This is a genomic window from Conexibacter sp. W3-3-2 (genome assembly GCF_009707605.1).
Taxonomy (GTDB): Bacteria; Actinomycetota; Thermoleophilia; order Solirubrobacterales; family Solirubrobacteraceae; genus Paraconexibacter; species Paraconexibacter algicola.
Genome location: NZ_WLYW01000001.1, coordinates 1,224,632 through 1,251,199, shown reverse-complemented (window position 1 = coordinate 1,251,199; position 26,568 = coordinate 1,224,632). Strand labels below are relative to the sequence as shown.

The window sequence follows — 26,568 nt, the reverse complement described above, 5'->3', positions numbered from 1 at the left end:
AGCATGAGCACGCAGGACGACGACTTCGACGAGCTCCTCGCCGGCGAACCCGACGGGCGCGGCGGCTCCGGCAGCCCGCTGAAGGCCGTGCCCGGCCTCGCCCGGCTCGCCGCGGGAGCCTGGCTGCGCACCGCGCAGTGGTCGGTCGAGACCGGGGTGCGCTCGTCCGCCCGGCTGCTGCGCGCCGCCGCGTCGGGCGAGTCCGCCGCCGAGCTGCTGCACGAGGTGCGCGAGGGCGCCCGCTCGCAGGCCCGGACGCTGCTCGGCGTCACCGACCTGGAGGAGCGCGTCCGCGGCGTGTCGGACTGGGTGACGCCCGCGGGCGTCGCGCACGCGCGCGAGGAGCGTGCGGCCCGGCATCCGAGCCGGGCGCCCGCACCCGACCCGTCCGAGCTGCGTCTCGCCAGCCTGCGCGACCGCGGCAGCGCGCTGCTCGTCGCCTCCGCCGACGTCCTGCACGAGGACCACACGCATCCCGCATACGAGCGGATCCTCGACGAGCTCGTCCCCGACGAGGCACGGATCCTGCGGCTGATGGCGCTCGAGGGCCCGCAGGCCGCGATCGACGTCCGCACCGCCCGGCCGCTGAACGTCGGCTCGGAGCTCATCGCGCCCGGCATCACGATGATCGGCGCCCGCGCGGGCGTGCGGTACGTCGAGCGCGTCCCGGTGTACCTGAACAACCTCTTCCGCCTGGGCCTGCTCTGGTTCTCCCGCGAGCCGGTCAAGGAGCTGCACAAGTACCAGGTGCTCGAGGCGCAGCCCGAGGCGCTGGAGGCCGCCAAGACGGCCGGTCGCGTCGCGAAGGTCGTCCGGCGCAGCATCGCGCTCACCCCGTTCGGCGAGGACTTCTGCGCCACGTGCCTGCCGGTGGCGTCCCCGATCGAGCCGGTGGCGCTGCTGCAGCGCGGCGAGGGTGACGGGGCCGACCGGCCCGGCGCCGACGTCGACGCGACGGCGCGCAACGGCTCGACCGGCAACAACGGTGGCGGGACCGGCGCCGGGCGCACCCGGCGCTGACGCTCAGCGCGCCGCGGGGCCCGGCTGGTCCTGCGGGCACCACCAGGTGGTGCGACCGCCCACGGTGGCGCGCACGAGCTCCGTCCCGCAGCGCGGGCACACGCGGCCCCGCCTGCGGTGCTCGATCAGGTCGCCCGTGTGGACGCCGCCGCGCTTGATCGCGCGTCGGGTGCTGGCGCGCAGCACGCGCCACAGGTGCGCCAGCTCGTCGGCGTCGAGGTCACCGGCGGGACGCAGGGGGGAGAGGCCCGCCTGCCAGAGCGTCTCGTCGGCCAGGAGGTTGCCGACGCCCGCGATGACCCCCTGGTCCATGATCCGCGCCTTGAGCGGCGCGGCACCCTGCCCGACCCGCGCGACGAACTCGGCGCGCCCGACCTCCAGCGCGTCGGGTCCGAGCGCGTCGAGCGACGGGTCCAGCACCGCGCGGCCGAGGCGCCGCTTGTCGAACAGCAGCAGCGTGCCGCCGTCGGCGAACTCGATCGTGAAGCGCGCCCACTGCGGGTTCGCGCTGAACGCCGGGTCGGGGTGCCCGGCGTAGCCGCTGGCGCCCTGGTCGCCCTCCGGGTCGCCGGCGTAGTGGTCGTCGATGACGATCCGGCCCGCCATCCCGAGGTGCAGGCCCAGCGACGGACCCTCGCCGCCGTCGGTCTCGCACCACATGCTCTTGCCGATCCGCCGGGCGGCGGTCAGCGGGCGCCCGACGAGCGCCGCGGCGATCTCGCCTGGGGCGTGGGGACGGCAGACGTAGCCGTCGCGGTCGTCGACGGCGGCGATCTCGCGGTGCAGGCCGCGGGCCTCGATCAGCGCGCGGGCCGCCTCGACCTCGGGGAGCTCGGGCATCGATCAGGCCACCGGGAGGGAAACCGGCCGGTCGGGCCGCGCGCGAGCGCGGGCACGACCGGCCGACGGGCCGCCTAGCGCAGCGGCGCCCCGTCCTCGTACAGCTTCAGCACGGCGACGCCGCCCTCTGGGGCCGCGTCGTAGCAGAGGCCGCAGAGCACGCACTCGTCCAGGTTCTCCTGCACGATGTCCGCGCCGCTGTCGGTGCCCTTGAAGATCCCGACGGGGCAGACCTCGTCGAGCTTGGCGCCGAGCGCCGGGTCACCGGCGACGGCGTCGGACAGCTCGACGGCGATGAACACGTCGTCCTTGCGCAGGCTCATGCGGCGCTCCTCTCGGCGATCAGCTTCTTGACCATGTCGGGGATCTCGTCGATCCGCTCGACGACCGGGATGCCGGCCTCCTGGAGGCGCGCGATCTTCTCGGTGGCGCTGTCCTCCTTGCCCTCGACGATCGTGCCGGCGTGCCCGAAGGACATGCCCTGCATCTCGTCGTCGTCCATGAACTTGCCGGCCATGAACGCGATGATCGGCAGGCGGGAGTTGTTCTCCTTCACCCACGCCGACAGCTGGGCCTCCATGCGGCCGCCCGGCTCGGTGTAGATGACGATCGCCTGCGTCTGCTCGTCCGCCTCGAAGTACGGCATGAGCTCCGCGTAGGTGGAGCCGATGATCGCGTCGCCGCCGATCGACACCGCGGTCGACACGCCGAGGCCCGCCGCGGTCAGCGTCGAGGAGATCTCGGTGGTCATGCCGCCGGAGCGGCTCATCACGCCGACCGAGCCCGGCTGGTACGCCTGCGCGGCGTTCTTGGCGGGACCGCCGATGCCGCCCATCTTCGCGACGCCGGGGACGATCAGGCCGAGGCAGTTCGGGCCGATGATCCGGGCGCCGTTGCGATCGGCGAGCTCGACCATCGCGGCGACGTCGCGCCGCGGGATCCGCTCGGTGACGACGACGATCGTCTTGATGCCCGCGTAGAGCGCCTCGAAGACCGCGTCCTTCGTGCCCGCGGGCGGGACCGTGACGACGGAGCCGTCCGGCACCTGGCCGCCGTTGTGCTCGATCAGCTGGGCGATCGTGTCGAACACGGGCACGCCGTGGACCTCGCGGCCCTTGCGGCCGGGGGTCACGCCGCCGACGATCTTCGAGCCGTAGTCCAGGCACTCGCGCGTGAGGTTGATCGCCTCACGACCGGTGATGCCCTGGATGATGAACGTGGTGTTCTCGTCGATGAGGATGCTCATGCGCCCGCTCCCTGGATCTTGGCGACGGCGCGACCCGCCGCGTCCCACAGGGACACGGACCGGTCGCAGTACTCGATGCCGTACTTGTCGAGGATCTTGAAGCCCTCGTCCTCCCACGCGCCCGGGATGCGGAAGATCGCGATGGTCTCCGCCGGGTCCTTGCCGAGCTCCAGGCACGCCTTGATGACGCCACGCGCGACGATGTCGACGCGGGTGTTGGAGACGATCGACATCATCACGGCGATCTGCTCGACGCCGTCCTTCTGCAGGACCGCCTTCGCGAGGCCGCACGCCTTCGCGACCGACGGGTTGCCGCCGATCTCCGAGTAGTTCGCGGGCTTGCCGCCCTGCTGGCGGACCGCGTCGGTGAGGGTCAGCGAGCCGCCGCCCGCGCCGATGATCAGGCCGATGTTGCCGTCGAAGCCGTTGTCCTTGCCCTGGATGACGCCACGGTGGTCCGCGGCGTCGACGGCGAGGACGGCCTCCTCGAAGGCGGACGGGACGTAGGTCTCGCGCGTGCCCTCCTCGGGGCCGATGCCGAGCGCCTTGATGAGCGCCTTCTGGCGGCCCATGCCCTCGTTCTCCATCTCCATGTGCGCGTCGAGCGCGACGAACGTGCCGTCGTGCAGCTCGGCCAGCGGGTTGATCTCCGCGAGCAGCATGTCGTTGTCGAGGAACAGCTGGGCGAGCCGGGCGAGGATCGGCGTGCAGCGCTGCAGCGCCTTGCCGGTGACGCCCGCGTCGGCGATGACCTGCTTGGCCATGAAGTCGCTGAACGGCTCGAGCGTGGAGAAGTGCCCGCGACCGACGTGGTCGGGGTGCTCCTCGGCGACCTGCTCGATGTCGATGCCGCCCATGTCGCTGAACAGCATCAGCGGCTTCTTCGCGGCGCCGTCCCAGACGACGCCCATGTAGTACTCCTGCTTGACGTCGGCCTTCGGGTCGACGAGCACGCCGCGCGGCTGCAGCCCGTTGATCTCCAGCTTCAGGATGTCGGCGGCGTGTGCGCGCGCCTCGTCCGGGGTGTCGGCGAACTTCACGCCGCCGGCCTTCATGCGGCCTCCGGTCAGGACCTGGGACTTGATGACCGTCGGGCCGGCGATGCGCTCCGCGATGGTCGCGGCCTCGTCGGCGTCGGTCGTGAATCCGTAGTCGGTGACGGGGATGCCGGCGCGCTTGACGATCTCGCGCGCCTCGTACTCGTAGAACCTCATCGCGCTCCTGGAGAGAGAGGTGGGGGAAACGACGGCGGGGGAACCCTAGTGCGCGACCGCATCGACACGCTGTCAGGTCCCCGCCGCCGCGGGGCGGGGGCTAGAAGCCGTAGGCCGCCTTGAGCTCCGGGTCCTTCTCGGACAGCATCGTCGCGAGGTCGACCATGACCTTGCACTGCTTCCAGGTCGCGTCGTCCTGCATCTTGCCGTCGATCATGTGGACGCCCTTGCCGTCCGGGATCGCCTCGAGGACCTTCTTGGCGAACAGGACCTCGTCGACCGGCGGGGAGAAGACCTTCTTGGCGATGTCGATCTGCACGGGGTGCAGCGACCAGGCGCCGACGCAGCCGAGCAGGAACGCGGCACGGAACTGCGCCTCGCAGGCGGCGACGTCCTTGATGTCGCCGAACGGGCCGTAGAACGGCAGGCAGCCGTTGGTCGTGCACGCGTCGACCATGCGGGCGATCGAGTAGTGCCACGGGTCCTGCTGCGCGGTCACGCGCGCGACGGACGCGTCGATCTGGCCGTCCGCGTCGAGGGTCGGGTCGGACATCGACAGGTAGCCGGGGTGGCCGCCGCCGACGCGCGTGGTCTTCATGCGACGCGACGCGGCCAGGTCGGCCGGGCCGAAGCTCATGCCCTGCATGCGCGGGGACGCGGCGGCGATCTCGTCGACGTGCGCGACGCCCTGGGCGGTCTCGAGGATCGCGTGCACGAGGATCGGCTTCTTCACGCCGGCCTTTGCCTCGAGCTGCGCGAGCAGCCGGTCGATGTAGTGGATGTCCCACGGGCCCTCGACCTTCGGGACCATGATGACGTCGAGCTTGTCGCCGATCTCGCCGACGAGGGTCGTGAGGTCGTCGATGCACCACGGGCTGTCGAGCGCGTTGATGCGCGTCCACAGCTGCGTGCCGCCGAGGTCGATCTCCTTGCCGACGGTGACCAGGCCCTCGCGCGCGGCGACCTTGCGGTCGACCGGGACGGCGTCCTCGAGGTTGCCCAGGACGATGTCGGCCTTCGCGGCGATGTCGGGCAGCTTCGCGCGCATCTTCTCGTTCGACGCGTCGAAGAAGTGGATCATCCGCGACGGCGGGAACGGCACCTCGGTGATGGGGTCCGGGGCGCCGACGCACAGCGGCTTGAGGAAGTCACGGGGGGGAGCGCATAGGCCCGCAACGGTATCCGCACCGGCGCCCAGGACGCCGTGTCAGGCGCCGATCCGGCACCATGGCTCGTCCTATGAGCGAGAACTTCACCACCGACCAGCGTGAGCGCGAGGCCTCCGGGGCCCACGCCTACGGCCGCTACTTCGAGGAGTTCGAGGTCGGCGCGATCTACAAGCACTGGCCCGCGAAGACGGTCACCGAGGCGGACGACCACCTCTTCTGCCTGATCACGATGAACCACCACCCGCTGCACATCAACGACGTGTACGCGTCGAAGAGCCAGCAGGGGAAGAACGTCGTCGTCGGCCCGCTCGTCTACTCGCTCGCCCTGGGCATGAGCGTGTCGGACATCTCCGGCAAGGCGATCGCCAACCTGGCGACCGAGGAGCTCAGCCACCCCAACCCGGTCTTCCACGGCGACACGCTCTTCTGCGAGACCGAGGTCCTCGAGGCCAAGCCCTCCAAGAGCAAGCCCGACCGCGGCGTGGTCAAGGTCCACACGCGCGTGCTGAACCAGGACGGCGTCCTCGTCGCCGAGTTCAAGCGCCTCGTCCTCGTCCCGAAGAAGAACCCCGGGACCTGAAGTCGTCCGGCTGCGGCGGGCGGTACGCTCCCCGGATTCGCCGGGGGTGCTGTCCCGCCCGCCCGGCCATCCGTTCGTTGCCGCCGTCACCCACCGAGGAGTACCCGTGAGCGAGACCACCGTGCCGACCAAGAACGAGAAGCTGCTCGCCTGGGTGGACCAGATCGCCGAGCTGACCCAGCCCGCCGAGATCGTCTGGTGCGACGGCTCCGCCGAGGAGTACGACCGGCTCGCGCAGCAGCTCGTCGACGCCGGCACGTTCCGTCGCCTCTCCGACGCCAAGCGGCCGAACAGCTACCTCGCGTGGACCGATCCGTCCGACGTCGCGCGCGTCGAGGACCGCACGTTCATCTGTGCGGAGAACGAGGAGGACGCGGGCCCGACGAACAACTGGCGCGATCCCGCGGAGATGCGCGCCCAGATGGACGAGATCTTCGAGGGCGCGATGAAGGGCCGCACCATGTACGTGGTGCCCTTCAGCATGGGCCCGGTCGGCTCCGACAAGTCGCACGTCGGCGTGCAGCTCACCGACTCGGCGTACGTCGTCGTGTCGATGCGGATCATGACCCGGATGGGCCAGAAGGCCCTCGACGCGCTCGGCGCCGACGGCGAGTTCGTGCCGTGCGTGCACTCGATCGGCGCGCCGCTGCAGGAGGGCGAGGAGGACGTCGTCTGGCCGACGAACGCCGAGACGAAGTACATCGTCCACTACCCCGCGACCCGCGAGATCTGGTCCTACGGCTCCGGCTACGGCGGCAACGCGCTCCTGGGCAAGAAGTGCTTCGCGCTGCGGATCGCCTCGATCATGGCGCGCGACGAGGGCTGGATGGCCGAGCACATGCTCATCCTCAAGCTCACGAACCCCGAGGGGAAGTCGAAGTTCGTCACCGGCGCCTTCCCGAGCGCGTGCGGCAAGACGAACCTCGCGATGCTCGTGCCGACGCTCCCGGGCTGGAAGGTCGAGACGGTCGGCGACGACATCGCCTGGATGAAGTTCGGCGACGACGGTCGCCTCTACGCGATCAACCCCGAGGCGGGCTTCTTCGGGGTCGCGCCGGGCACCGGTGCGGACACCAACCCGTCGGCGATCGCGACGATCGAGGGCAACACGATCTTCAGCAACTGCGCGCTGACCGACGACGGCGACGTCTGGTGGGAGGGCCTCACGAAGGAGAAGCCCGCGCACCTGATCGACTGGCACGGCAACGACTGGACGCCGGAGTCCGAGACGCCCGCCGCGCACCCCAACGCGCGCTTCACGGTCAGCGCCGCGCAGTGCCCCGTCATGGCCCCGGAGTGGGAGGACGCGGCCGGCGTCCCGATCGACGCGTTCCTGTTCGGCGGCCGTCGCGCGAGCGTCGTGCCGCTCGTGCGCGAGGCGTTCGACTGGGAGCACGGCACGTTCCTCGGCGCCACGATGAGCTCGGAGATGACCGCGGCCGCGTTCGGTGCGGTCGGCCAGCTGCGCTTCGACCCGTTCGCGCAGCTGCCGTTCGCCGGCTACAACGTCGGCGACTACATCCAGCACTGGCTGACGATCGGGAAGACCGAGGGCGCCAAGCTCCCGAAGATCTTCTACGTCAACTGGTTCCGCAAGGACGAGAACGGCAAGTTCCTCTGGCCGGGCTTCGGCGAGAACTCCCGCGTGCTCGAGTGGGTCTTCAACCGCTGCGACGACGCCGCCGAGGCGGTCGAGACGCCGCTGGGCCTCGTGCCCGCCCCGGGCGCCCTGAACATCGAGGGCCTCGACGGGGTCACCGAGGAGGACGTCGCCGCGCTGCTGGCCGTCGACAACGAGCTCGTCAAGAGCGAGCTGCCGCAGGTCGAGGAGTTCCTCGCGAAGTTCGGGGACCGCCTGCCCGCCGAGATGACGGCGCAGCTCGACGCGCTGAAGGCCCGCCTGGGCTAGCCGCCCGTCCACCTCCACGGCCGGCGGGAGTAGTCTCGCCGGCATGGAGGAGACGGTCACCGCGGCGCTCGGGTCAGAGGCGTCGCAGCACGGGATCGACGCCGACGCGCTCCGCGCCTTCGCGGAGCGCTACCTGCGCCGTCGGGCCACCGAGCCGCAGGACGCGGCGGCGGTCGCCGCCGAGGTCCGGGGCGCGTTCCTGCTCGCCGGCGGGCGCGGCACCGCCCCGAGCGCGGTGCGGGCGCACACGCCGTCGGTCTCGCAGGACGGCTACGAGGCGACCGGCAGCGTCCTGGAGACGAACACCGACGACCTGCCGTTCCTCGTCGACTCGGTGGTCGCCGAGATCGAGGCGCAGGGCGTGCCGGTGCGGTCGACGTCGCACCCGATCCTCGGGGTCCGGCGCGACGCCGAGGGCCGCATCGTCGCGGTCGGCGCGCCCGGGGAGGACCTGCACGCCGAGTCGGTCATCCACGTCGCGATGGACCGGCGCCTGACGCCGGAGGAGCTCGCCCGGCTCGAGGACGGCGTGGGCGACGTGCTCGCGGCGGTGGCACGCGCCGTGTCCGACTTCCCGGCGATGTGCGACAGCCTGCTCACGGCGGCCGACGAGCTGCAGGCGGGAGGCGATCCCGACGACGCGGAGGCCGCCGAGTTCCTGCGCTGGGTGGCGGACGAGCACTTCGTGCTGATCGGGCACCGGGGGACCGAGACGGCGCCGCTGGGCCTGCTCGCCGAGGACGCGCCCCGCCGTGTCGCGCTCGACGCGGTCCCGGCCGACGGCAACGGGGCGGTGACCGTGCGCAAGGGGGCGGACCGCTCCCCGGTCCACCGTCGGGTGCGGCTCGACGAGCTGCACGTGCGCGACGCGGGCGTGTTCGTCGGCCTCTTCACGAGCCGCGCGGACGCCGAGCCGGCGGGTCGGGTGCCGCTGCTGCGCCACAAGCTGCGCCGGATCCTCGCCGCCGAGGACCTCGCGGAGGGGTCGCACGACTGGAAGGCCGCCGTCGCGCTGTACGAGTCGTTCCCCAAGGACCTGCTGTTCGGCTCCTCCACCGAGGCGCTGCGCGGGCTCGTGGTCGAGCTGCTCGGGCTTGCCCCGAGCGCGGTGCGGGTTCTCGGACGGCGCGAGACGGACCGGCGGCACGCGGCGCTGCTGGCGGTGGTGCCGCGCGCCTCCTACGACGCGGGCGTGCGCGACGACGTCCGCGAGCTCGTGCGGGGCGTCCTGCGCGCCGACGAGGTCGCGGTCGACGAGGTGCTGGGGGAGGGCGACCACGTGCGCCTGCACGTCGGCGCGTACGCGGCCGGCGGTCTGCCGGAGCTCGACCTCGCCGAGCTCGAGCGCGGCGTGGCGGCGCTGTCGCGGACCTGGGACGACCGGCTGCGCGACGTGCTCGTGACGGCCTACGGCGACGAGCGCGGCCGGCTGCTGCACGCCCGCTGGGCCGGGCGGCTGCCGTCCTCCTACAAGGCGCGCACGGAGCCGCAGGCGGCGGTCGCGGACGTCGACGCGCTCGAGGACCTGCGGCGGCGCAGCGCCGACCTCGCCGTCCACCTGCGCACCGAGGCCGGGATCGGCAACGATCCGACCCTCACGCGGCTCACGGTCGTCCGGCGGGGGGACAAGGCGGAGCTGTCGGCGGTGATGCCGGTGCTCGAGCACCTCGGCCTGCGGGTCGTGGAGGAGCGCCCCACGCGTCTGGTGCACGACGAGGAGGCCTGGCTGCAGGACTTCGGCGTCCTCGGCCCCGATGACCGGCCGCTGGAGCTCGAGCGCTGCGGCGAGCGGGTGGCCGCGTGCGTGCGCGCGGTCCTGCGCGGCGAGGCGGAGAGCGACGACCTGCACCGGCTGGTCGTGCTCACCGACCTGTCGCACGACCGGCTCGAGGCGCTGCGCGCGTACCGGCGCTATCGCCAGCGGATCGGATCGCGCTTCACCGAGGCGTACCAGAACGAGGTCATCGCGCAGAACGCGCAGCTCACGCAGCGGCTCGTCGAGCTGTTCGAGCTGCGCTTCGACCCGTCGCGGGAGCCGGACCCCGAGGCGGAGCGGGCGCTGCGCGCGGAGATCGACGAGCGCCTCGACGCGGTCGTCTCCCTCGACCACGACCGGATCCTGCGCAACCAGCTCGGGGTGATCGACGCCACGCTGCGCACGAACGCGTACGTGCCCGGTCACGGGGCGCTCGCGTTCAAGCTCCGCAGCGCCGACGTGCCCGCGCTGCCGAGCCCGCCGCCGCTCGTGGAGATCTTCGTCTGCGGCGACGAGGTGGAGGGCATCCACATCCGTGGCGGCCGGATCGCCCGTGGTGGCCTGCGCTGGTCCGACCGGCAGGACTACCGCACCGAGGTCTGGGGCCTGATGCGCGCGCAGATGGTCAAGAACGCGGTGATCGTGCCGACCGGCGCCAAGGGCGGCTTCTACCTGCGCCGGCCGCCCGCGGACCCGGCGTCGCTGCGCGAGGCGGTCCGCCGCGGGTACGAGACGTACATCAACGCGCTGCTGGACCTCACCGACGACCGTGACGGCGACCGGGTGGTCCCGCCCGCGCACGTGCGCCGCTACGACGACGACGATCCGTACCTCGTCGTCGCCGCCGACAAGGGGACCGCCACGTTCTCCGACGTGGCGAACGGCATCGCGCAGGACCGCGGGTTCTGGCTCGACGACGCGTTCGCCAGCGGCGGCTCGGCGGGCTACGACCACAAGGCGCTGGGCATCACCGCCCGCGGCGCCTGGGAGTCGGTCAAGCGGCACTTCCGCCAGCTCGGCGTCGACCCCGAGCGGGACCCCGTGACCGTCGTGGGGATCGGCGACATGAGCGGCGACGTCTTCGGCAACGGCATGCTGCTCTCGCGCAGCCTGCGGCTGGTCGCCGCCTACGACCACCGCCACGTCTTCCTCGACCCCGACCCGGGTGACCCGGCGGCCGCGTGGGCGGAGCGCCGGCGGCTGTTCGACCTGCCCGGCTCGACCTGGGACGACTACGACCGGGAGCTGATCAGCCCGGGCGGCGGGGTCTTCCCCCGGACCGCGAAGCGGATCCCGCTCAGCGACGAGATCCGGCGCGCGCTGGCCATCGACGACGTCGAGCTCGCGCCCGCCGACCTGATCCGTGCCGTCCTGCGCGCGCCGGTCGACCTCCTGTTCAACGGCGGCATCGGCACGGTGGTCAAGGCGTCCACCGAGTCCGACGCCGACGCGCAGGACCGCTCCTCCGACGCGATCCGCGTCGACGCCCGCGACCTGCGCGTGCGCGTCGTGGGCGAGGGCGGCAACCTCGGCTTCACGCAGCGGGCGCGCGTGGAGGCCGCGCGGTCCGGGATCCTCGTCAACGCGGACTTCATCGACAACTCCGCCGGGGTCGACTGCTCCGACCACGAGGTGAACCTGAAGATCCTGCTGGGGCTCCTGGAGCAGGACCCCCAGGACGGGATGACCCGACCCGAGCGCGACGCGCTGCTGGCCGACGTCACCGACGACGTCACCGCGCACGTGCTGCAGAACTCGTTCCTGCAGGCGCAGATCATCACCCAGGAGGAGCGGCGCTCCGCCGAGGAGCTGCTGGCCTACGAGGACCTGATGCTCGACCTCGAGCGCGGGGGGATGCTCGACCGGGCGCTCGAGCGGCTGCCGTCCAGCGAGGAGCTCGCCGAACGGCGGTCCGCCGGACAGGGGCTGCTGCGTCCGGAGATCGCCGTGCTGCTGGCGCTGGCCAAGCAGCAGCTCGCGGACACGCTGCTGGCCGACGGGCTGCTCGACGACCCCGCACTGCGCGAGGACCTGCGGGGCGCGTTCCCGCCCCGCGTGCTCGACCGGGTCGGCGACCGCGTCGACGCGCACCCGCTGCGGCGCGAGATCGTGGCGACGCGCGTGGCCAACGACGTCATCGACGCTCACGGCCCGACGTTCGTCGCGCGGCGCGTCACCGAGCTCGGCGTCCCGGCAGCCGACGTCGTGCGCGCGCAGCGCATCGCCCGCGACGGGCTCGGCGCGGTCGCCCTGTGGGAGCGGGTCGAGCGCCTGCACGACCTCTCGCCCGCCGACCAGTGGTCGGCGATGACGCTCGTCGACGAGGCCGTCCGGATCAGCAGCCGCTGGGTGCTGCGCCACGCTCCCGGTGCGGAGATCGGCCCGCTCGCGGCCGCCACCGCGCAGGCCGCGGAGCTCGTCCGCGCGGACGTCGCCGGGATCCTCGGTGGCGACCGGGCCGCCGCGCACGAGCGCCGGGCCACCGCGCTCGCGGAGCGCGGGGTGCCGCAGGACCTCGCGACCGCGCTCGCGTTGCTGCCGGAGCTCGTGCACGCTCCGGCGCTCGTCGGGCTGGCGCAGCGCACGGGCCGGGACGTGCCCGCGGCGGCCGCCGGGCTCGTGGCGGTGCAGGACGCCCTGTGGCTCAGCGCGCTGCACACGGCGGTCGCGCAGCTGCCGCCGTCCGGGCGCGCGCAGCGCTGGGCGGCGCTGTCGGTCACCGACGAGCTGCACGACCTCGCGGTCGAGCTCGCGGGCGTCGCGCTGTCGGAGCATCCCGAGCTCGAGCCGGCCGCCGCGGTCGGTGCGGCGCTCGCCACGCGCGCGGTCCAGGTCGAGCGGTTCACGACGCTCGCCCGGATGGTCGCCGGGGAGGGCGCGGACGTCGCCGGCCTCGGGCTCGTCGCGCGGCGCCTGCGGACCGTCGTCGGCCGCTGAGCCGCGTGCGGCGGCGGCCGCTCAGTGCGGGTCGGCGCCGCCGGAGGCGGCGGGCGGGCGCGACTCCTCGGCCAGCGAGGTGATCGCGATCGGGCCGCGGGCGGCCTCCTCGAGCACGTCGGTGGCCTCGTCCTGCGAGCGGGCGTAGAGCTCGACGAGCAGGTGCACGACGATCGTGCGGTTGTCGTCCTCGTGCTTGTGGAACCGCACGTGCGTGAAGAACTCGCGGGTGCCGTGGTCGCCGAAGGCGGCGTAGGAGAGGGCGTCCGCGGCCTCCGGCCCGGTGCAGGTCTCGACCTCGTCGGTGTTCACCGACACGGTGCAGGACGCCACCCACGGGGTCCCGGCGACCATCCGCTCCCAGCGGTCCTCGATCGGCTCGACGCGGTCCCCGACGAACAGGAGGTGCGGCTGGTCGTGCATGCAGTCGACGCACTGCACGACGGCCTCCTGGATCTGCTCGATCGGCTCGGCGTGCTCACCGGTCTCCAGGTCGATCTTGTGCACGCCGTCGTAGTGCACCTGGACCTCGAGGTCGGTGGACCAGCACCGGTAGCAGCGCAGCCACGGCCGACTGTCGAAGGAACCCTCCATGCCGCCAGTCTACGGCGCGGACCGCGGTAGGCTCGGCCACGTGTCCGGGGCAGGGGGCCAGCGATGAGCGATGCGCGCGCGCCGATGGGCGTGGTGCTCGCCGGTGGGCTGGGTCGCCGCATGGGCGGCGGGAAGGCGATCGTGCTCGTCCGGGGGCGGGCGCTGCTGAACCATCCGCTCGCCGCGCTGCTGGCGGTCCTGCCGGACGTCGCGGTCGTGGCCAAGCGCGACGTCGAGCTGCCCGGCCTGGACCCGCGCGTCGCGGTCTGGATGGAGCCGCCGGTGCCGCGCCATCCGCTGGCGGGGATCGTGCAGTCGCTGCGCCTGGCCGGCGGGCGCCCGGTGTTCGTCGCCGCCGGGGACCTCGCGCTGCTGGACCGCGCCACGGTCCGGCGGATCCTCGCCGTGGACCGGGGGGACGCGGACGCCGTCGTCCCGCGGGTCGCCGGGCGGCTGCAGCCGCTGTGCGCCCTGTACGCGCCGGGCGCGCTCGGCCGGCTCGCCGGGTTCGACCCGACGGTCCGGCTCACGGACGCGGTGCAGGGGCTGCGGGTGCGGGAGCTCGCGGAGACCGACGCGACGCCGTACTTCAACGTGAACACGCCGGACGACCTGCTGCAGGCGACCGCGATGCTCGACCGTCGCGACGGCTTCCCGATCTGACGGGCCGCAGCCCCCGTCCCCGCCTCAACCGAACGTGAACGCGTAGCCGGCGGTCCCGTCGCGGAACCGCAGGGTCAGCTCGTGCTCGCCCGGACGGTCGAGGTGCACGAGGTGGTACAGGCGCTGCGACGGCACGCGGACGCGGCCGCCGCGGACGTCGTCGCCCGCGTCGCGGGCGCGGATCGGGCGGCCGTCGAGCTCGACGGTCACGAGGCCCGCACGCGTGCGCGGCGGGCTGAGGACGAGGTAGACGTCCCGGGCGACGACCCGCGCGCGCAGGACGCCGTCGGCGACCGCGGCGGCGCGCTCGCCGTCCACCCGCCAGCGACCGTCGAGCGCGAAGCCGCTCTGCGGCAGCGCGCCGCGGTAGCGGTAGGCGCGCGTGCCGTCGGTCGGCGGCTGCGCCCACCCCTGCGCGCGCTGCGAGCCGAGGTACGTCTCGGGCGTGGTGCGCTGCGAGGGCGCGTCGCCGCCGGTGGTGCGGACCCCGGCGCCGAGGTCGCGGTCGCCGGCCTCGGCGAGCAGGGCGCGGATGGCGGCCTCGGTCTCCCGGTACTCGCCCTCCCCGAAGTGCGTGTAGCGGACCTGGCCGTCGGCGTCGATGAGGTACTTGGCCGGCCAGAACTGGTTGCCCCAGGCGTTCCAGGTGCCGAAGTCGTTGTCCTGCACGACGGGGTAGCGCAGGCGGCTGCGGCGGATGGCGTCCGCGACGTTCCCGGCGTCCTTCTCGAACGCGAACTCGGGCGTGTGCACCCCGACGATCTCGAGGCCGAGCCGGCGGTACTTCGCGTCCCACGCCCGCAGATGGGGGAGGGTCCGGATGCAGTTGATGCAGGTGTAGGTCCAGAAGTCGATGAGCACGACCTTGCGCTCGCGGCGCAGCTGCCGCAGCGAGAGCGCGCGACCGTCCGGGGTGTTGAACCAGCGCTGCGTGTCCCGGAACTCCGGTGCGGGCCCGAGCACGGGCAGCGGCGGCGTGCGCACGCCCGGGAGCGCGGCGGTGTCGGGGTCCGGGGCGGGACCGGTCGGTCCGGTGGTCGCGGCGGCGACCGCGGGCGCGGCCTCGCGCGCGGCCGCCTGCGAGTCGAACCGCGGCGCGCCCTGCAGGTCCTCGAGCCGGTCGGCGACCGCCCCGGAGCGCTCGAGCGCGCGCGTGGGGTTGACGACCGCGGCGGGCAGGTGGTCGGCGATCGAGGTCTGGAAGCGCACGTCGAGGTCGGCGAGCATCGCGACCGCGGTGAGCACCATCACCGCACCGACCGCCCGCTGGACGGCGGGACCGCGGCCGGCCCGGCGCACGCGGTCCACGACGCGCCGCCCGCCGAGCGCGAGCAGCAGCAGGACGGCCGCCGACCCGGCCGCGTAGGCGAGGCCGATGACGACGGTCTCGCCCGTGGCGGCGCCGACCGCGATCACGGCGGCGAGGATCGGGCCGGCACACGGCGCGTACACGAAGCCCAGCGCGCCGCCGATCAGCAGGCCGGACCGCAGGCCGTCGCCCTCGCGCCCGGTCGGGCCGAACCGCGCCAGCCGCGAGAGCGGCGCCTCGACCCGGTCGCCGAGCGCCGGGACGAGCACGACGAGCCCGAAGCCGAGCAGCGCGACGATCGCCAGCGTCCGCAGCAGCCCGTCGCCGAGCCCGACGCCGTCGACCACCTGGGCGAGGCCGACGATCGTCACCGTGAAGGTGACGGTCAGCCCGCAGACGATCCCCAGCGGGCGGCGGCGGCCGCCGGTGGCGCCCGCGGACAGCAGCGCGGGGAGGACCGGCAGCACGCACGGGCTGACCGCGGTGCCGGCACCGGCGAGGACGGCGAAGAGCGTCAGGAGGAGCATCCCGACCAGGATGTTCGCTCGCCGGTGACGTTTGGATGAACGCTCAGCCGCCGATGGCGCTCATGGAGCGCGGCGGCTGCACGAAGCCCGGGTCGTTGACGCGGTGCTTGAGCTCCTTGCGCCAGACCGCGTCGCGGATGATCTGCACGAGCCCGTCGTCGTCGGTCCCGTCGCGCAGCGGCGTGCGCAGGTCGGTCTCGTTGACCGAGAACAGGCAGGTGCGCAGCTTGCCGTCGGCGGTGAGCCGCAGCCGGTTGCAGTCGTCGCAGAACGGCTCGCTGACCGGGTTGATGAAGCCGATCGTCCCGGCGCCCCGGCCGTCGGCGAAGCGGTAGACCCGCGCGGTGGACGACGGCGCGCGCTCGAGCGGCTCGAGCGGGTGGACCGCGTGGATCAGGTCGTGGAGCTCCTGGCCGGTCAGGACCTGCTCCGGCGTCCAGCGGCGGTCCGCGTCCAGGGGCATGACCTCGATGAAGCGGACCTCGAACGGGTGCTCGCGCGCGAACGCGGCGAACGGGAGCGCCTCCTGCTCGGTGAAGTCGCGCAGCGCGACGGCGTTCACCTTGATCGGGTGCGCCTGCGGGATCGCCGCGAGCGCCTCGAGTCCCGCGAGGACGCGGGGGAGCGCGTCACGGCGCGTCAGCTCGTAGAAGCGGTCGCGCTGCAGCGAGTCGATCGACACGTTGAAGCGGCGCACCCCGGCGTCGACGAGCGCCCGGGCGTCGCGCTCGAGCAGGAAGCCGTTCGTGGTGATCGCGAGGTCCTCGACCCCCGGCAGCGCGGCGACCATGGCGGCGAGCCGCGGCAGGTCGCGGCGCACGAGCGGCTCGCCGCCGGTGAGGCGCACGCCGCCGACGCCCATCTCCGCGAGGAGGCGCACGATGCGCGTCAGCTCCTCGAAGCTCAGGACGTCGGAGCGCTCGAGCCACGGGAGGCCCTCCGCGGGCATGCAGTACTGGCAGCGGAAGTTGCAGCGGTCGGTGACCGACACGCGCACGTCCCCGATGCGACGACCGTGCCCGTCGACGAGTGCCTCTCGACCCATGCAGGGACTGTACTCTGCGGCGCGATGACCGTTCGGACCAGGCGTCTCGCCGCGCTGCTCGCGGCCCTCAGCGCGTTCGCCGCCGGCTGCGGCGGGGAGTCCGACACCGACCTCGTGCGCGACACGGTGCGCAGCTACGGGGAGGCGAGCGCGAAGAAGGACTACCAGCGGATCTGCGACGACCTCGTCGCGAAGGAGCTGCTGCGCAGCGTCGAGGCGGTCGGCCTGCCCTGCGAGCTGGCGTTCAAGCGCGGGCTCCAGGAGGTGAAGAACCCGCGGGTCGAGGTCGGCGAGGTGACGGTCAACAAGTCCAAGGCGCTGGTGCAGGTCCGCTCCAGCGCCGAGGGGCAGCCCGACTCGCAGGACACGCTCGAGCTGACGCTCGAGGGGGGCGAGTGGCGGATCTCCTCGCTCGCGAAGGCGCAGCCGCAGCCGCCCCAGCCCGCCGCGCCCTAACCACGACCGGGCGCGCACCTGGACGTCCGTTCGACGTCGGGGACCGGAACTGAGGAGCGCGCGCTGGACGGCCGACGTGGGGAGCATGTCCTCCCACGAGATCGCCCAGCACACCTCCACCGTCGGCCGTCGCAGCTTCGACGGCGTCCTGCTCGCCTTCGTCGTCGCCGTGATGGCGCTGCTCGCGCTCGGCGGCACGGGCGTCCTCTGAGACCGGCGCGCGCCGTCCGCCAGGAGGCCTAGCCTCCAGGGCTCGATGACCGGCGTGCTCTACGTCCTCGCGGTGCTCACGCCCCTGCTCGTCGCGGGGGCGTCGCTGCTCCTGGCCGGGGTCCGCTGGGTCGACCGGCGGGCCGAGGACCGGGTCCGGGCCGAGCACGGCCTCCCGCCACGCGAGCGGCCGACGACGACCCGCATCGAGGACGTCGAGCGGACCTTCCGCGCGCTGCCGCGCGGCCTGCGCCGGCCCGCGGGACGCCGTCGCGGCGCCGCGGGCGGGCAGACGCCGTCGGCGGAGCTGCCGTGGCCGCTGCAGGACGTCGCCGGGCCGGTCGCGGCCGCGGCGCCCGACGACAGGGAGGCGACCGGCCCCGTCGGCGCCGGAGCGGCGCCCGAGGCACCCGAGCCGCCCGAGCCGCCCGAGCCGCCCGAGGCGGCCGTCGTGCCCGAGGCCGCGGCGCCCGAGCCGCCCCGCGCCGCTGCACCGGCGGCCCCGACCGCGCGGGAGGCGGCCCACGCCGCGCTCGAGCGCGCCGCCGCCACGCTCGCCGAGCTCGAGCGGGCCGCCGAGCAGGCCGAGCGCTACGGTACGAAGGACTGCCCGGCGTGCGCCCGCAGCGTGCGGCTCTCCGCGCGCGTGTGCCCGCACTGCGGCCACCGGATGGCGCCCGAGCCGGACGTCCGGCCGGACGACGTCACGGCCGCTTGACGAGCACCCAGACGAGCACGGCCGCGAACGTCAGCTGACCGAACGCGAGCGCGGTCCCGAGGTTCACGGCCCCGGCGAGCTCGGCGACGACCGTCCCGACGACGAACGCGGCGATCAGGAGGAGCAGGTCGAGCTTCATCAGCGTGGGGTCTCCGCACGGGATTCGAGGGCGGCGACCAGCGCGGGCACGTCGGCGCCCGGGTCCTGGTCGTCGAGGAAGCGCTGCGCCGGCCGCCGCCCGCCGAGCGCGCGGACGCCGCGCTCGCCGTGCTCGACCGTGAAGTCCGCCAGGGCGCTCGCGCGCCGGGCCGCGAGCCGCCGGGACGGCACGTCCAGTCGCCCGCGGTGCTCGTCGAGGGCGTCCACGAGCGTGTCGATCCCGACGACCGGGGCGATCGAGGAGACCGCGACCACCGCGGTGTCGCGCGAGCCCGCCGAGCGCAGCGCCGCGCTCAGGTCCCGACGGGCGCGCAGCGCGATCGACCCGAGGTCCGCCTTCGTCACCACGAGCACGTCGGGGATCTCCATGATCCCGCTCTTGAGGAACTGCAGGGCGTCGCCGGAGCCCGGCTGCACGATCACCGCGATCGTGTCGGCGACCTCGGAGACCTCGGTCTCCGACTGCCCGACCCCGACCGTCTCGATGACGACGACGTCGAACGCGGCGGCCAGCGCGTGCGCGGCCGCGCGCGTCGCGGGGGCGAGGCCGCCGAGGCGCTCCCCGGCGGCGGTCGAGCGGATGAACGTCCGCGGGTCGGTCGGGTCGAACGTGATCCGCGCGCGGTCCCCGAGCAGCGAGCCGCCCGAGCGCCGTGACGACGGGTCGACCGCGAGCACCGCGACCGAGCGGTCGCGCGAGCGCCACTCGCGCACCAGCTCGCTCAGCAGCGTCGACTTGCCCGCGCCGGGCGGGCCGGTGATGCCGACGACGTGCCCGGGCGCCTCCCGGCCGAGCTGCGCGGGCGACACCTCGCGCAGCAGGCGCGCGATCTCCTCGCGCGCCGCCGGCGTGCGGTTCTCGACCAGGTTCAGGACCGCGGGCGCGGCCGACAGGTCGCCGTGCCGCAGCCGCGATCCGAGCTCCGCGCCGTCCAGGGGCACGTGGGGGCTACGCCGCCGTCCCGATGCCGTTGTGGTCGGCGACCAGCGCGACGATGTCGCGCATGATCTTGCGCATGTCGAAGTCCTTCGGCGTGTAGACGGCCGAGACCCCCGCGTCCTTCAGGGGCTGCTCGTCCGCCTCCGGGATGATCCCGCCGACGACGACCGGGGCGTCGACGCCCGCGTCGCGCAGCGCCCGGATGACGTCCGGGATCAGCTCGCGGTGCGAGCCGGACAGGATCGACAGGCCGATCACGTGGACGCCCTCCTGCAGCGCGCTCGACGCGATCTGCGCCGGGGTCAGCCGGATGCCCTCGTAGACGACATCCATGCCGGCGTCGCGCGCACGGACCGCGATCTGCTCGGAGCCGTTGGAGTGCCCGTCCAGACCGGGCTTGCCGACGAGGATCTTCATGCGGCGGCCGAGCGCCTCGCTGACGCGGTCGACCTCCTCGCGCAGCTCCTCGATGTCGGGGTCGTCGCTGCCGGCGGCGGCCTCGCCGACGCCGGTCGGGCCGCGGTACTCGCCGAACGCGTCGCGCAGCGCCGCCGACCACTCGCCGGTCGTCGCGCCGACGCGGGCGGCCTCGATCGTCGCGGGCATGATGTTCTCGTCGGTGCCGGCCACGCGCGTGAGCTCGGCCAGCGCGGCGTCGACCGCGGCCTGGTCGCGCTCGGCCCGCCACGCGACGACCGCGTCGCGCTGCTGCGCCTCGACGGCGAGGTCGACGACCATGATGCCGCCCTCCTCGTCCACGAGCGGCGACTTCTCGCTCTCGGTGTACTTGTTGATGCCGACGACGGTCTGATCGCCGGACTCGATCCGCTTGATCCGCTCGCGGTGGCTGTCGACGAGCGCGGCCTTCATGTAGTCGACGGCCTTCACGGCACCGCCGTGCTCGGCGACGACGGCCATCTCGGCGCGCGCGCCCTCGAGCATCTCGTTCACGAGGCCGTCCATGACGACCGAGCCCTCGAAGATGTCGGGGTACTCGAGCAGGTCGGTCTCGAACGCGAGGACCTGCTGGATCCGCAGCGCCCACTGCTGGTCCCACGGGCGCGGGAGGCCGAGCGCCTCGTTCCACGCGGGGAGCTGGAGCGCGCGGGCGCGCGCGTTGCGGCCCATCGTGACCGCGAGCGCCTCGAGCACGATCCGCTGCACGTTGTTCTCCGGCTGCGACTCGGTCAGGCCCAGCGAGTTGACCTGCACGCCGTAGCGGAAGCGCAGCTGCTTCTCGTCGGTGACGCCGTAGCGCTCGCGCCCGAGCTCCTCCCAGAGGATGCCCATCGCGCGGAGCTTCGCGTGCTCCTCGACGAACCGCACGCCCGCGTTCACGAAGAACGAGATGCGGCTGAAGACCTTCGGCATGAGCGACTCGTCGACGCGCTCGCGCACCGCGTCGAGCACGGCGATCGCGTTGCTCATCGCGTACGCGATCTCCTGCACGGGCGTGGCGCCCGCCTCCTGCAGGTGGTAGCTGCAGATGTTGATCGGGTTCCACTTCGGGACCTCGGTCACCGTGTAGGCGACCATGTCCGCGATCAGCCGCATCGACGGGCCGGGCGGGAACGCGTAGGTCCCGCGCGCGAGGAACTCCTTGATGATGTCGTTCTGCGTCGTGCCCTGGAGCTGCTCCTGCGCGACGCCCTGCTCCTCGGCGGCGACGATGTACAGGCCGAGCAGCCACGCGGCGGTCGCGTTGATCGTCATCGACGTGTTCATCTTGTCCAGCGGGATGCCGGACATCAGCGTCGTCATGTGGCCGCGGTGCGCGACCGGCACGCCGACCTTGCCGACCTCGCCGCGGGCGAGCTCGTGGTCGGGGTCGTAGCCGGTCTGCGTGGGCAGGTCGAACGCCACGCTCAGGCCGGTCTGGCCCTTCGCGAGGTTCGAGCGGTACAGCTCGTTGGACTTCTCCGCGGTCGAGTGTCCCGCGTAGGTCCGCATCATCCAGGGGCGGTCCCGCTCCGGCAGCCGATGGTCGCTCATGCGCAGGATTCTAGGGATGGACGACGGATTCCACCCGTGCGGCGGGGCCCGACGCCGCGGCCCGGGTGGCGTCGGCCCGCACCTCCTCGGGCGTGCGGCGCAGCGCGTTCACCACCGCCCCGGCCAGCAGGATGATCGCCAGGGCGTAGAACCACACCAGCGCGATCAGCGCGAACACGACCGAGGGGCCGACCTCGGCGATCGTCGACACGTTCGTCAGGTACAGCGGGAACGCGTAGTCGACCACGCCGATCGCCAGCGTCGCGCCGAGCGCGCCCGGCCAGACGCGCCGCCACGGCATCGCCCCCCGCGGCACCCGCCAGTACACGAGGCAGAGGGTGGCGAAGAGCAGCACGAGTCCGGCGGCGAGCGTGATCCCGAAGACGATCTCGTGCACGTCGTCGAGCCCGAACGGCAGGCCCGAGGCGCCCTTGCGCAACGTCGACTGCGCGAACGGGATCGCCAGCGACGCGACGAAGAACAGGAACACGACGACGAGCATCGAGACGGAGAACAGCTTCTGGCGGACCCACGGCCGCGAGTCGGTCCCGTAGATGCGGCCGAACGCCGTGTCGAGCGCACCCCAGAACGACGAGCCGATCCACACCGAGGCGACGAGCGCGACGATCCCGGTCGTCGTCGTGCGCTGCTCGATGCTGTTCAGCGCGCTGCGCAGCGTGCTGTCGGCCGCGCTGGGGAAGAGCCGCTGGAGGTCGGCGAGCACCGACCGCTCGAGGTCCTCGGAGCTCAGGACCTGCCCGGCGACGAACAGCGCGATCAGCGCCAGCGGGAAGATCGACAGCAGCAGGTTGTACGCGACCATCGCCGCGAGACCCGTGACGCCGTCGTCGTAGGCCTTGCGCCAGAACCGCGCGATCGCACGCCCGAGGGCGCGCAGGGGATGGGGGCGCCGAGCGAGGTCGATGCGGGCATTGTCCACGAGATCGGATCGACTAGCCTGGGGCGCCCGTGTCCCGCCGAGTCGCCATGTCCGCGCGCCTGCGGGCGCTCGACGTCCGGGACCGCTACCTGAGCCGCCCGCCGCGGGCCGACCGGCTCGTGCCCCCGCGGCGCCTGCAGTTCGTCGGGCACTCGGACTTCGTCGAGACCGGGGAGGAGTTCGCCGGGCACCTCGAGCGGCTCGTGGGCCTGCGCCCGTCCGACGCGGTGCTCGACGTCGGCTGCGGCATCGGCCGGATGGCCCGGCCGCTCACCCGCGTGCTCGACCCGCAGGCCGGCGGCCGCTACGACGGCTTTGACGTCAACGTCGACGGGATCGGCTGGTGCCGGCGCCGCTACCGCCGCCACCCGCACTTCCGCTTCCGCGTCGCCGACCTCTTCAACGCCCGCTACAACCCGGGCGGGACGCACACCGCGGCGGACTACCGCTTCCCGTACCCGGGCGGGTCGTTCGACGTCGTCCTCTGCACGAGCGTGCTCACGCACCTGCTCGAGGCAGAGGCCGACCACTACCTCGCGGAGATCGCGCGCTGCCTGAAGCCCGGTGGCCGCGTCCTCGCCACCTTCTTCCTGCTGAACGACACCTCCCGCACGCTGATCGAGGACGGGGTCGCGCACTTCCCGTTCCTCGACGCGGAGGAGGAGGTCGCGATCCTCGACGAGGCGATGCCCGAGGAGGCCGTCGCCTACGCCGACGAGTGGGTGTTCCGGACGCTGCGCCGTCACGGGCTCACGCTCATCGGCCTGCACCCGGGATCGTGGTGCGGCCGCGAGGAGCACCTGTCGTTCCAGGACGTGATCGTCGCCGAGAGAGAGGCCTACGCATGACCGAGATCCGAGCACTGGACGTCGAGCACATGGGGGCGCGTCGCGCCGTCTGCTGCTACGCCGTGGGGGACGACGTCCTCGTCGACCCCGGCCCCGAGGTCGCGCACGCTACGATGCTCGCGGCGCGCGGGGAGGACCGTCCCGCGCCGCGCCGTATCCTGCTGACCCACATCCACTTCGACCACGCGGGGGCGGCCGGCCGGCTCGTGCAGCGCTGGCCGGACGTGGAGGTCTGCGTGCACGAGCAGGGCGCCCGCCACCTCGTCGACCCCGAGCGGCTCGTCAGCAGCGCGAAGCGGATCTACGGCGCCGACTTCGACCGGCTCTGGGGCGAGGTCGTCCCGGTCCCGCAGGAGAACGTCCGCGTCCTGCAGGGCGGCGAGACGATCGACGGCTTCCGCTCGGCGTACACGCCCGGGCACGCCAAGCACCACGTCGCGTACCTGCACGAGGAGACCGGCACCGCGTTCACCGGTGACGTCGCCGGGGTGCGCATCGAGGGCGGTCCGGCGCTGCCGCCGACCCCGCCGCCGGACATCGACGTCGAGCTCTGGCTGGCCTCGATCGACCTCGTCGAGGCGTGGCGCCCGGAGCGGCTCGCGCTGACCCACTTCGGCTTCCGCGACGACGTCCAGCACCAGCTCGACGAGCTGCGCGAGACGCTGCCGAAGCTCGCCGAGCTCGCGCGCGGGACCGACGAGGACGGCTTCTCCGCCGCCGCACGGGCGCTGATCCACGCCAAGACCGACGACCCCGTCGCGCGCGCCGCCTACGAGGAGGCGTACCGGCCGTCGATGAACCACGCGGGGCTGGCCCGGTACTGGGCCAAGCGCGAGGAAAAGCGCGACGAATCCCGGTAACGTCCGCCGACGTGAGCCAGACGATCGAACTCCCCCGCACGAGCGGGCCCGACAGTGGTCTCGGTGGCGCCTGGCGCGTCATCGTCCGCAACGACGACCACAACACCTTCGACGGCGTCGCGAGCACCCTCGCTCGGTTCATCCCCGGCATCACGCTGGACCGCGGCTACCGGATCGCCGACCAGATCCACAACACCGGCCAGGCGATCGTCTGGTCCGGGCACCAGGAGCTGGCCGAGCACTACTGGTCCCAGCTGCAGGACGCGGGCCTGACGATGGCCCCGCTCGAGAAGGCCTAGGGCCCCGCAGCACGACGACGGGGCGCGGTCTCCCGCGCCCCGTCGGCACATCCTCGGTGGGGGCCGGTCCCGCAGGACCGGCGGACCACCTACGCCTCGGCGGGCTCCACGGCGGGGGCGAACCCGAAGGACGCGACCTCCTGCCAGGTGTAGAGGACCGGGACCTGCCACCAGCCGGAGGTCACGACGCGGAAGCGCGTGAACTCGGGGCCGTTCCAGAACGCGTCCCAGTCCGCCTTCTTCTCGAAGTGGAAGTACTGGGTGAAGCGGTAGCGGTCGTCCATCGAGCGGTAGACGCTGTAGTGCGTCGACCCGTAGCGGGGGGCGATCGCCGAGATCTCCTCGAGCGCCTCCTGGAGCTGGTCGCCACGGAAGCCCGTGGCGTACCAGCCGATCTGCACGGCGCCGGCGGCCATCAGGCACCCACCTCCGCGATGATCGCGCCCTCGCCCTCGGCGGTGCGGCCCTGCCCGGGCTCGGTGGCCCCGACGAGCACGGCGATCTTGCCGAGGTGCTGGTTGTCGCGCATCATCTGGTGCGCCTCGGCGACCCCGTCGAACCCGAGGGTCTTCCAGAGCACGGGGCGGACCTTCGACTCCTCGATGAGCTTGTTCGCGAGGTTGCACTCCCACGCGTTGGCGAAGTGCGAGCCGATGATCTCCTTCTGGCGCATCCACAGGTAGCGGACGTCGAAGTCGAGCGTGTAGCCGGAGGTGGCGCCGCAGATGACGACCTTGCCGAACGGCTTGACCGCGTAGACGGAGGTCGGGAACGTCGCGGTGCCGACGTGCTCGAAGACGATGTCGGGCGCCTCGCCGAGGATCTCGTTGACCGCCTGCGAGAAGCGACGCGACTCGAGGAAGCGGGCCTTCTCCTCCTCGGGCGTCTCGCCGCCCTTGCGCATCATGCCCTTGAAGTCGTTGCGGTTCAGGTAGCCGGCGGCGCCGAGCTCCTTGACGAGCTCGCCCTTCTCCTCGGAGGAGACGACGCCGACGCACTCCGCGCCCGCGGCCTTGCACAGCTGCACGGCAAAGACGCCGAGGCCGCCGGCCGCACCCCAGATCAGGACCTTCTTGCCGGCGGTCAGGCCGCCGCGGTTGAAGAGCATCCGGTACGCGGTGAAGTACGTGAGGCCGTAGGACGCGGCCTCCTCCCAGCTCAGGTGCTTGGGCTTCGGGAGGAGCTGCTGGGCCTGGACCTTCGTGAACTGCGCGAAGGAGCCCCAGGTGGTCTCGTAGCCCCAGATCATCTGCGACGGGGCGGCCATCGGGTCGAGGCCGTGGACCTCGGGATCCTCGTAGGACGCCATGTTGCAGTGGATCACGACCTCGTCGCCCGGCTTCCAGCGGGTGACGCCCTCGCCGACCTTCCAGACGATGCCCGACGCGTCCGACCCACCGATGTGGTGGCCGTACTGCGGGTGGTCGCCGTAGCGGAAGATCGAGATGGGCTCCGCCAGCGCGGCCCACACGTTGTTGAAGTTGACGCCGGCCGCCATCACGCGGACCACGACCTCGAACGCCCCGGGCTCCGGGACCTCGATCTCTTCGACCTGGAAGGCATCGCGCGGCTCGCCGAAGCGGTCCTCGCGGATGACCCAAGCCGCCATCGTGGCCGGGAGCTCGCCGGGCTCGGTGTCGACGACGGACACCTGGGAGATATCGACTGCCATAGGACCGGAGAGGTTACCCGGCCGCAGCGTGAGTTTGCGGTGCCGTCCCGCGGCCGGGCCGCGGGCCCTCAGCGCGGGGGCGTCGCGCCCGGGCCGGCGAACTCCCGCCGGGCGGTGCGACGCAGCGTCGTGGACGCCTTGTCCCACACGTAGTCGCGCTCCTCAAACTTCGAGGGGGCCTGCGGCTCGTCGCCCTTGGCGTACACGGGGGTGCGGACCACGAGCGTGCCGTTGCGCAGCTTGAACGTGGCGCGATAGAGCTGCTGGCTGCGGAAGACCGCGCGCAGCTTGGCGGTCGGCTTGCCCGAGGCGCCGCCGTCGGTCGAGAAGAGGTAGAGGGCGACCGTGCCCGCCTGGCCGGGCATCGTGACGAGGACGATCGCGTCGGCCTTGCCGTCGCCCGTCACGTCGACGAAGCCGCTGCGCGCGTCGACGAAGCCCGCCTTGCTCGACAGCAGGCGCTTGATCGCGGAGCTCGTCTTCGCGTCGGCCTGCAGCTCCTGCGAGAAGAACGCCTGGGGGTTGCTGCTCCCCGTCGTCTCCTGCTCGGGGGTGACCGTGGTCTGGGCGAGCGCGTACGTGGCCGGGGCCCCGGCGGCGAGGCAGGCGGCCAGGATCGCGGTCCGGCGCGGGCGTGGCATCCCCCGATCGTGCCAGACGCGGAC

26 protein-coding genes are annotated in these 26,568 nt (G+C 73.1%); 11 read left to right on the top strand and 15 right to left on the bottom strand.

Going from position 1 to position 26,568, the window contains the following annotated elements; translation table 11 throughout:
- Nucleotides 1-3 precede the first annotated feature (3 nt).
- Entirely contained in the window at nucleotides 4-1,020 is a 1,017-nt protein-coding gene (locus tag GKE82_RS06240; RefSeq protein WP_154732715.1) for an Abi-alpha family protein, read from the top strand.
- A gap of 3 nt (nucleotides 1,021-1,023) precedes the next feature.
- On the opposite strand, the gene GKE82_RS06235 is transcribed toward GKE82_RS06240, so the two are convergent.
- The 5 genes from GKE82_RS06235 to GKE82_RS06215 form a co-directional block, all read right to left on the bottom strand.
- Nucleotides 1,024-1,860: an Fpg/Nei family DNA glycosylase gene (locus GKE82_RS06235; RefSeq protein WP_154732714.1), complete on the bottom strand. Its 837-nt coding sequence runs from the start codon at nucleotides 1,858-1,860 to the stop codon at nucleotides 1,024-1,026.
- A 74-nt stretch (nucleotides 1,861-1,934) separates the two neighbouring features.
- Nucleotides 1,935-2,183 carry a ferredoxin family protein gene (locus GKE82_RS06230; RefSeq protein WP_154732713.1) on the bottom strand — a complete coding sequence of 83 codons (249 nt, stop codon included), beginning with the start codon at nucleotides 2,181-2,183 and terminating at the stop codon, nucleotides 1,935-1,937.
- Nucleotides 2,180-3,106, bottom strand: a complete 927-nt coding sequence (locus GKE82_RS06225) for a CoA-binding protein (protein ID WP_107570681.1) — start codon at nucleotides 3,104-3,106, stop codon at nucleotides 2,180-2,182. The genes GKE82_RS06230 and GKE82_RS06225 overlap by 4 nt, the downstream gene beginning before the upstream one ends.
- Complete coding sequence (locus GKE82_RS06220) at nucleotides 3,103-4,320, bottom strand: ATP-grasp domain-containing protein (RefSeq protein ID WP_107570680.1); 1,218 nt, start codon at nucleotides 4,318-4,320, stop codon at nucleotides 3,103-3,105. Before GKE82_RS06220 ends, GKE82_RS06225 begins: the two co-directional genes overlap by 4 nt.
- 100 nt (nucleotides 4,321-4,420) lie before the next feature.
- Nucleotides 4,421-5,422: a CoA ester lyase gene (locus GKE82_RS06215; protein ID WP_309233458.1), complete on the bottom strand. Its 1,002-nt coding sequence runs from the start codon at nucleotides 5,420-5,422 to the stop codon at nucleotides 4,421-4,423.
- Between the two features lie 137 nt (nucleotides 5,423-5,559).
- On the opposite strand from GKE82_RS06215, the gene GKE82_RS06210 reads away from it, so the two are divergent.
- The 3 genes from GKE82_RS06210 to GKE82_RS06200 all read left to right on the top strand — a co-directional run bounded on the left by GKE82_RS06210 (nucleotide 5,560) and on the right by GKE82_RS06200 (nucleotide 12,671).
- Nucleotides 5,560-6,069: a MaoC family dehydratase gene (locus GKE82_RS06210; protein WP_107570678.1), complete on the top strand. Its 510-nt coding sequence runs from the start codon at nucleotides 5,560-5,562 to the stop codon at nucleotides 6,067-6,069.
- A 106-nt stretch (nucleotides 6,070-6,175) separates the two neighbouring features.
- Nucleotides 6,176-7,978 (top strand): phosphoenolpyruvate carboxykinase (GTP), encoded by a 1,803-nt coding sequence (locus tag GKE82_RS06205; protein ID WP_107570677.1) that lies wholly within the window; start codon nucleotides 6,176-6,178, stop codon nucleotides 7,976-7,978.
- A gap of 43 nt (nucleotides 7,979-8,021) precedes the next feature.
- A complete protein-coding gene (locus tag GKE82_RS06200; RefSeq protein WP_154732712.1) occupies nucleotides 8,022-12,671 on the top strand; it encodes an NAD-glutamate dehydrogenase domain-containing protein in 4,650 nt (1,549 codons plus the stop codon).
- A 21-nt stretch (nucleotides 12,672-12,692) separates the two neighbouring features.
- On the opposite strand, the gene GKE82_RS06195 is transcribed toward GKE82_RS06200, so the two are convergent.
- Nucleotides 12,693-13,265 carry a hypothetical protein gene (locus GKE82_RS06195; protein ID WP_154732711.1) on the bottom strand — a complete coding sequence of 191 codons (573 nt, stop codon included), beginning with the start codon at nucleotides 13,263-13,265 and terminating at the stop codon, nucleotides 12,693-12,695.
- A 63-nt stretch (nucleotides 13,266-13,328) separates the two neighbouring features.
- Between GKE82_RS06195 and GKE82_RS06190 the strand changes: the two genes are divergently transcribed.
- Nucleotides 13,329-13,928 carry a molybdenum cofactor guanylyltransferase gene (locus GKE82_RS06190; protein ID WP_154732710.1) on the top strand — a complete coding sequence of 200 codons (600 nt, stop codon included), beginning with the start codon at nucleotides 13,329-13,331 and terminating at the stop codon, nucleotides 13,926-13,928.
- A 24-nt stretch (nucleotides 13,929-13,952) separates the two neighbouring features.
- Here GKE82_RS06190 and GKE82_RS06185 read toward each other — a convergent pair whose 3' ends face one another.
- Nucleotides 13,953-15,764 (bottom strand): redoxin domain-containing protein, encoded by a 1,812-nt coding sequence (locus GKE82_RS06185; protein WP_154732709.1) that lies wholly within the window; start codon nucleotides 15,762-15,764, stop codon nucleotides 13,953-13,955.
- Nucleotides 15,765-15,807: 43 nt separating this feature from the next.
- A complete protein-coding gene (gene moaA, locus GKE82_RS06180) occupies nucleotides 15,808-16,809 on the bottom strand; it encodes a GTP 3',8-cyclase MoaA (RefSeq protein WP_107570672.1) in 1,002 nt (333 codons plus the stop codon).
- 24 nt (nucleotides 16,810-16,833) lie between these two features.
- On the opposite strand from moaA, the gene GKE82_RS06175 reads away from it, so the two are divergent.
- The 3 genes from GKE82_RS06175 (at nucleotide 16,834) to GKE82_RS06170 (ending at nucleotide 18,193) form a co-directional block, all read left to right on the top strand.
- Nucleotides 16,834-17,265, top strand: coding sequence for a hypothetical protein (locus GKE82_RS06175; protein ID WP_107570671.1), 432 nt, complete (start codon nucleotides 16,834-16,836; stop codon nucleotides 17,263-17,265).
- 85 nt (nucleotides 17,266-17,350) lie between these two features.
- Entirely contained in the window at nucleotides 17,351-17,476 is a 126-nt protein-coding gene (locus GKE82_RS29795; protein WP_255450669.1) for a hypothetical protein, read from the top strand.
- A gap of 45 nt (nucleotides 17,477-17,521) precedes the next feature.
- A complete protein-coding gene (locus GKE82_RS06170; protein ID WP_154732708.1) occupies nucleotides 17,522-18,193 on the top strand; it encodes a zinc ribbon domain-containing protein in 672 nt (223 codons plus the stop codon).
- On the opposite strand, the gene GKE82_RS06165 is transcribed toward GKE82_RS06170, so the two are convergent.
- The 4 genes from GKE82_RS06165 to GKE82_RS06150 are packed head-to-tail and all read right to left on the bottom strand — an operon-like array spanning nucleotide 18,180 to nucleotide 22,224.
- Nucleotides 18,180-18,332, bottom strand: a complete 153-nt coding sequence (locus GKE82_RS06165) for a hypothetical protein (protein WP_154732707.1) — start codon at nucleotides 18,330-18,332, stop codon at nucleotides 18,180-18,182. The two genes, GKE82_RS06170 and GKE82_RS06165, sit on opposite strands and share 14 nt — an antisense overlap.
- Nucleotides 18,332-19,294, bottom strand: coding sequence for a GTP-binding protein (locus tag GKE82_RS06160; RefSeq protein ID WP_309233456.1), 963 nt, complete (start codon nucleotides 19,292-19,294; stop codon nucleotides 18,332-18,334). Before GKE82_RS06160 ends, GKE82_RS06165 begins: the two co-directional genes overlap by 1 nt.
- 7 nt (nucleotides 19,295-19,301) lie before the next feature.
- A complete protein-coding gene (locus GKE82_RS06155) occupies nucleotides 19,302-21,284 on the bottom strand; it encodes a protein meaA (protein WP_107570669.1) in 1,983 nt (660 codons plus the stop codon).
- A gap of 10 nt (nucleotides 21,285-21,294) precedes the next feature.
- Nucleotides 21,295-22,224 carry a YihY/virulence factor BrkB family protein gene (locus GKE82_RS06150; protein ID WP_154732706.1) on the bottom strand — a complete coding sequence of 310 codons (930 nt, stop codon included), beginning with the start codon at nucleotides 22,222-22,224 and terminating at the stop codon, nucleotides 21,295-21,297.
- A gap of 29 nt (nucleotides 22,225-22,253) precedes the next feature.
- On the opposite strand from GKE82_RS06150, the gene GKE82_RS06145 reads away from it, so the two are divergent.
- The 3 genes from GKE82_RS06145 to GKE82_RS06135 are packed head-to-tail and all read left to right on the top strand — an operon-like array spanning nucleotide 22,254 to nucleotide 24,231.
- Nucleotides 22,254-23,072 (top strand): class I SAM-dependent methyltransferase, encoded by an 819-nt coding sequence (locus GKE82_RS06145; RefSeq protein WP_154732705.1) that lies wholly within the window; start codon nucleotides 22,254-22,256, stop codon nucleotides 23,070-23,072.
- Entirely contained in the window at nucleotides 23,069-23,932 is an 864-nt protein-coding gene (locus GKE82_RS06140) for an MBL fold metallo-hydrolase (protein WP_154732704.1), read from the top strand. Before GKE82_RS06145 ends, GKE82_RS06140 begins: the two co-directional genes overlap by 4 nt.
- A gap of 11 nt (nucleotides 23,933-23,943) precedes the next feature.
- A complete protein-coding gene (locus tag GKE82_RS06135; protein WP_107570665.1) occupies nucleotides 23,944-24,231 on the top strand; it encodes an ATP-dependent Clp protease adaptor ClpS in 288 nt (95 codons plus the stop codon).
- Between the two features lie 89 nt (nucleotides 24,232-24,320).
- Here GKE82_RS06135 and GKE82_RS06130 read toward each other — a convergent pair whose 3' ends face one another.
- From GKE82_RS06130 to GKE82_RS06120, 3 genes are all read right to left on the bottom strand, one after another.
- The gene (locus tag GKE82_RS06130) at nucleotides 24,321-24,647 is read right to left on the bottom strand and encodes a hypothetical protein (protein ID WP_107570664.1); all 327 of its coding nucleotides are present in this window, start codon (nucleotides 24,645-24,647) and stop codon (nucleotides 24,321-24,323) included.
- The gene (gene ccrA, locus GKE82_RS06125) at nucleotides 24,647-25,903 is read right to left on the bottom strand and encodes a crotonyl-CoA carboxylase/reductase (protein WP_107570663.1); all 1,257 of its coding nucleotides are present in this window, start codon (nucleotides 25,901-25,903) and stop codon (nucleotides 24,647-24,649) included. The genes GKE82_RS06130 and ccrA overlap by 1 nt, the downstream gene beginning before the upstream one ends.
- 68 nt (nucleotides 25,904-25,971) lie before the next feature.
- Nucleotides 25,972-26,544, bottom strand: coding sequence for a hypothetical protein (locus tag GKE82_RS06120; RefSeq protein ID WP_107570662.1), 573 nt, complete (start codon nucleotides 26,542-26,544; stop codon nucleotides 25,972-25,974).
- Between the last annotated feature and the right edge of the window lie 24 nt (nucleotides 26,545-26,568).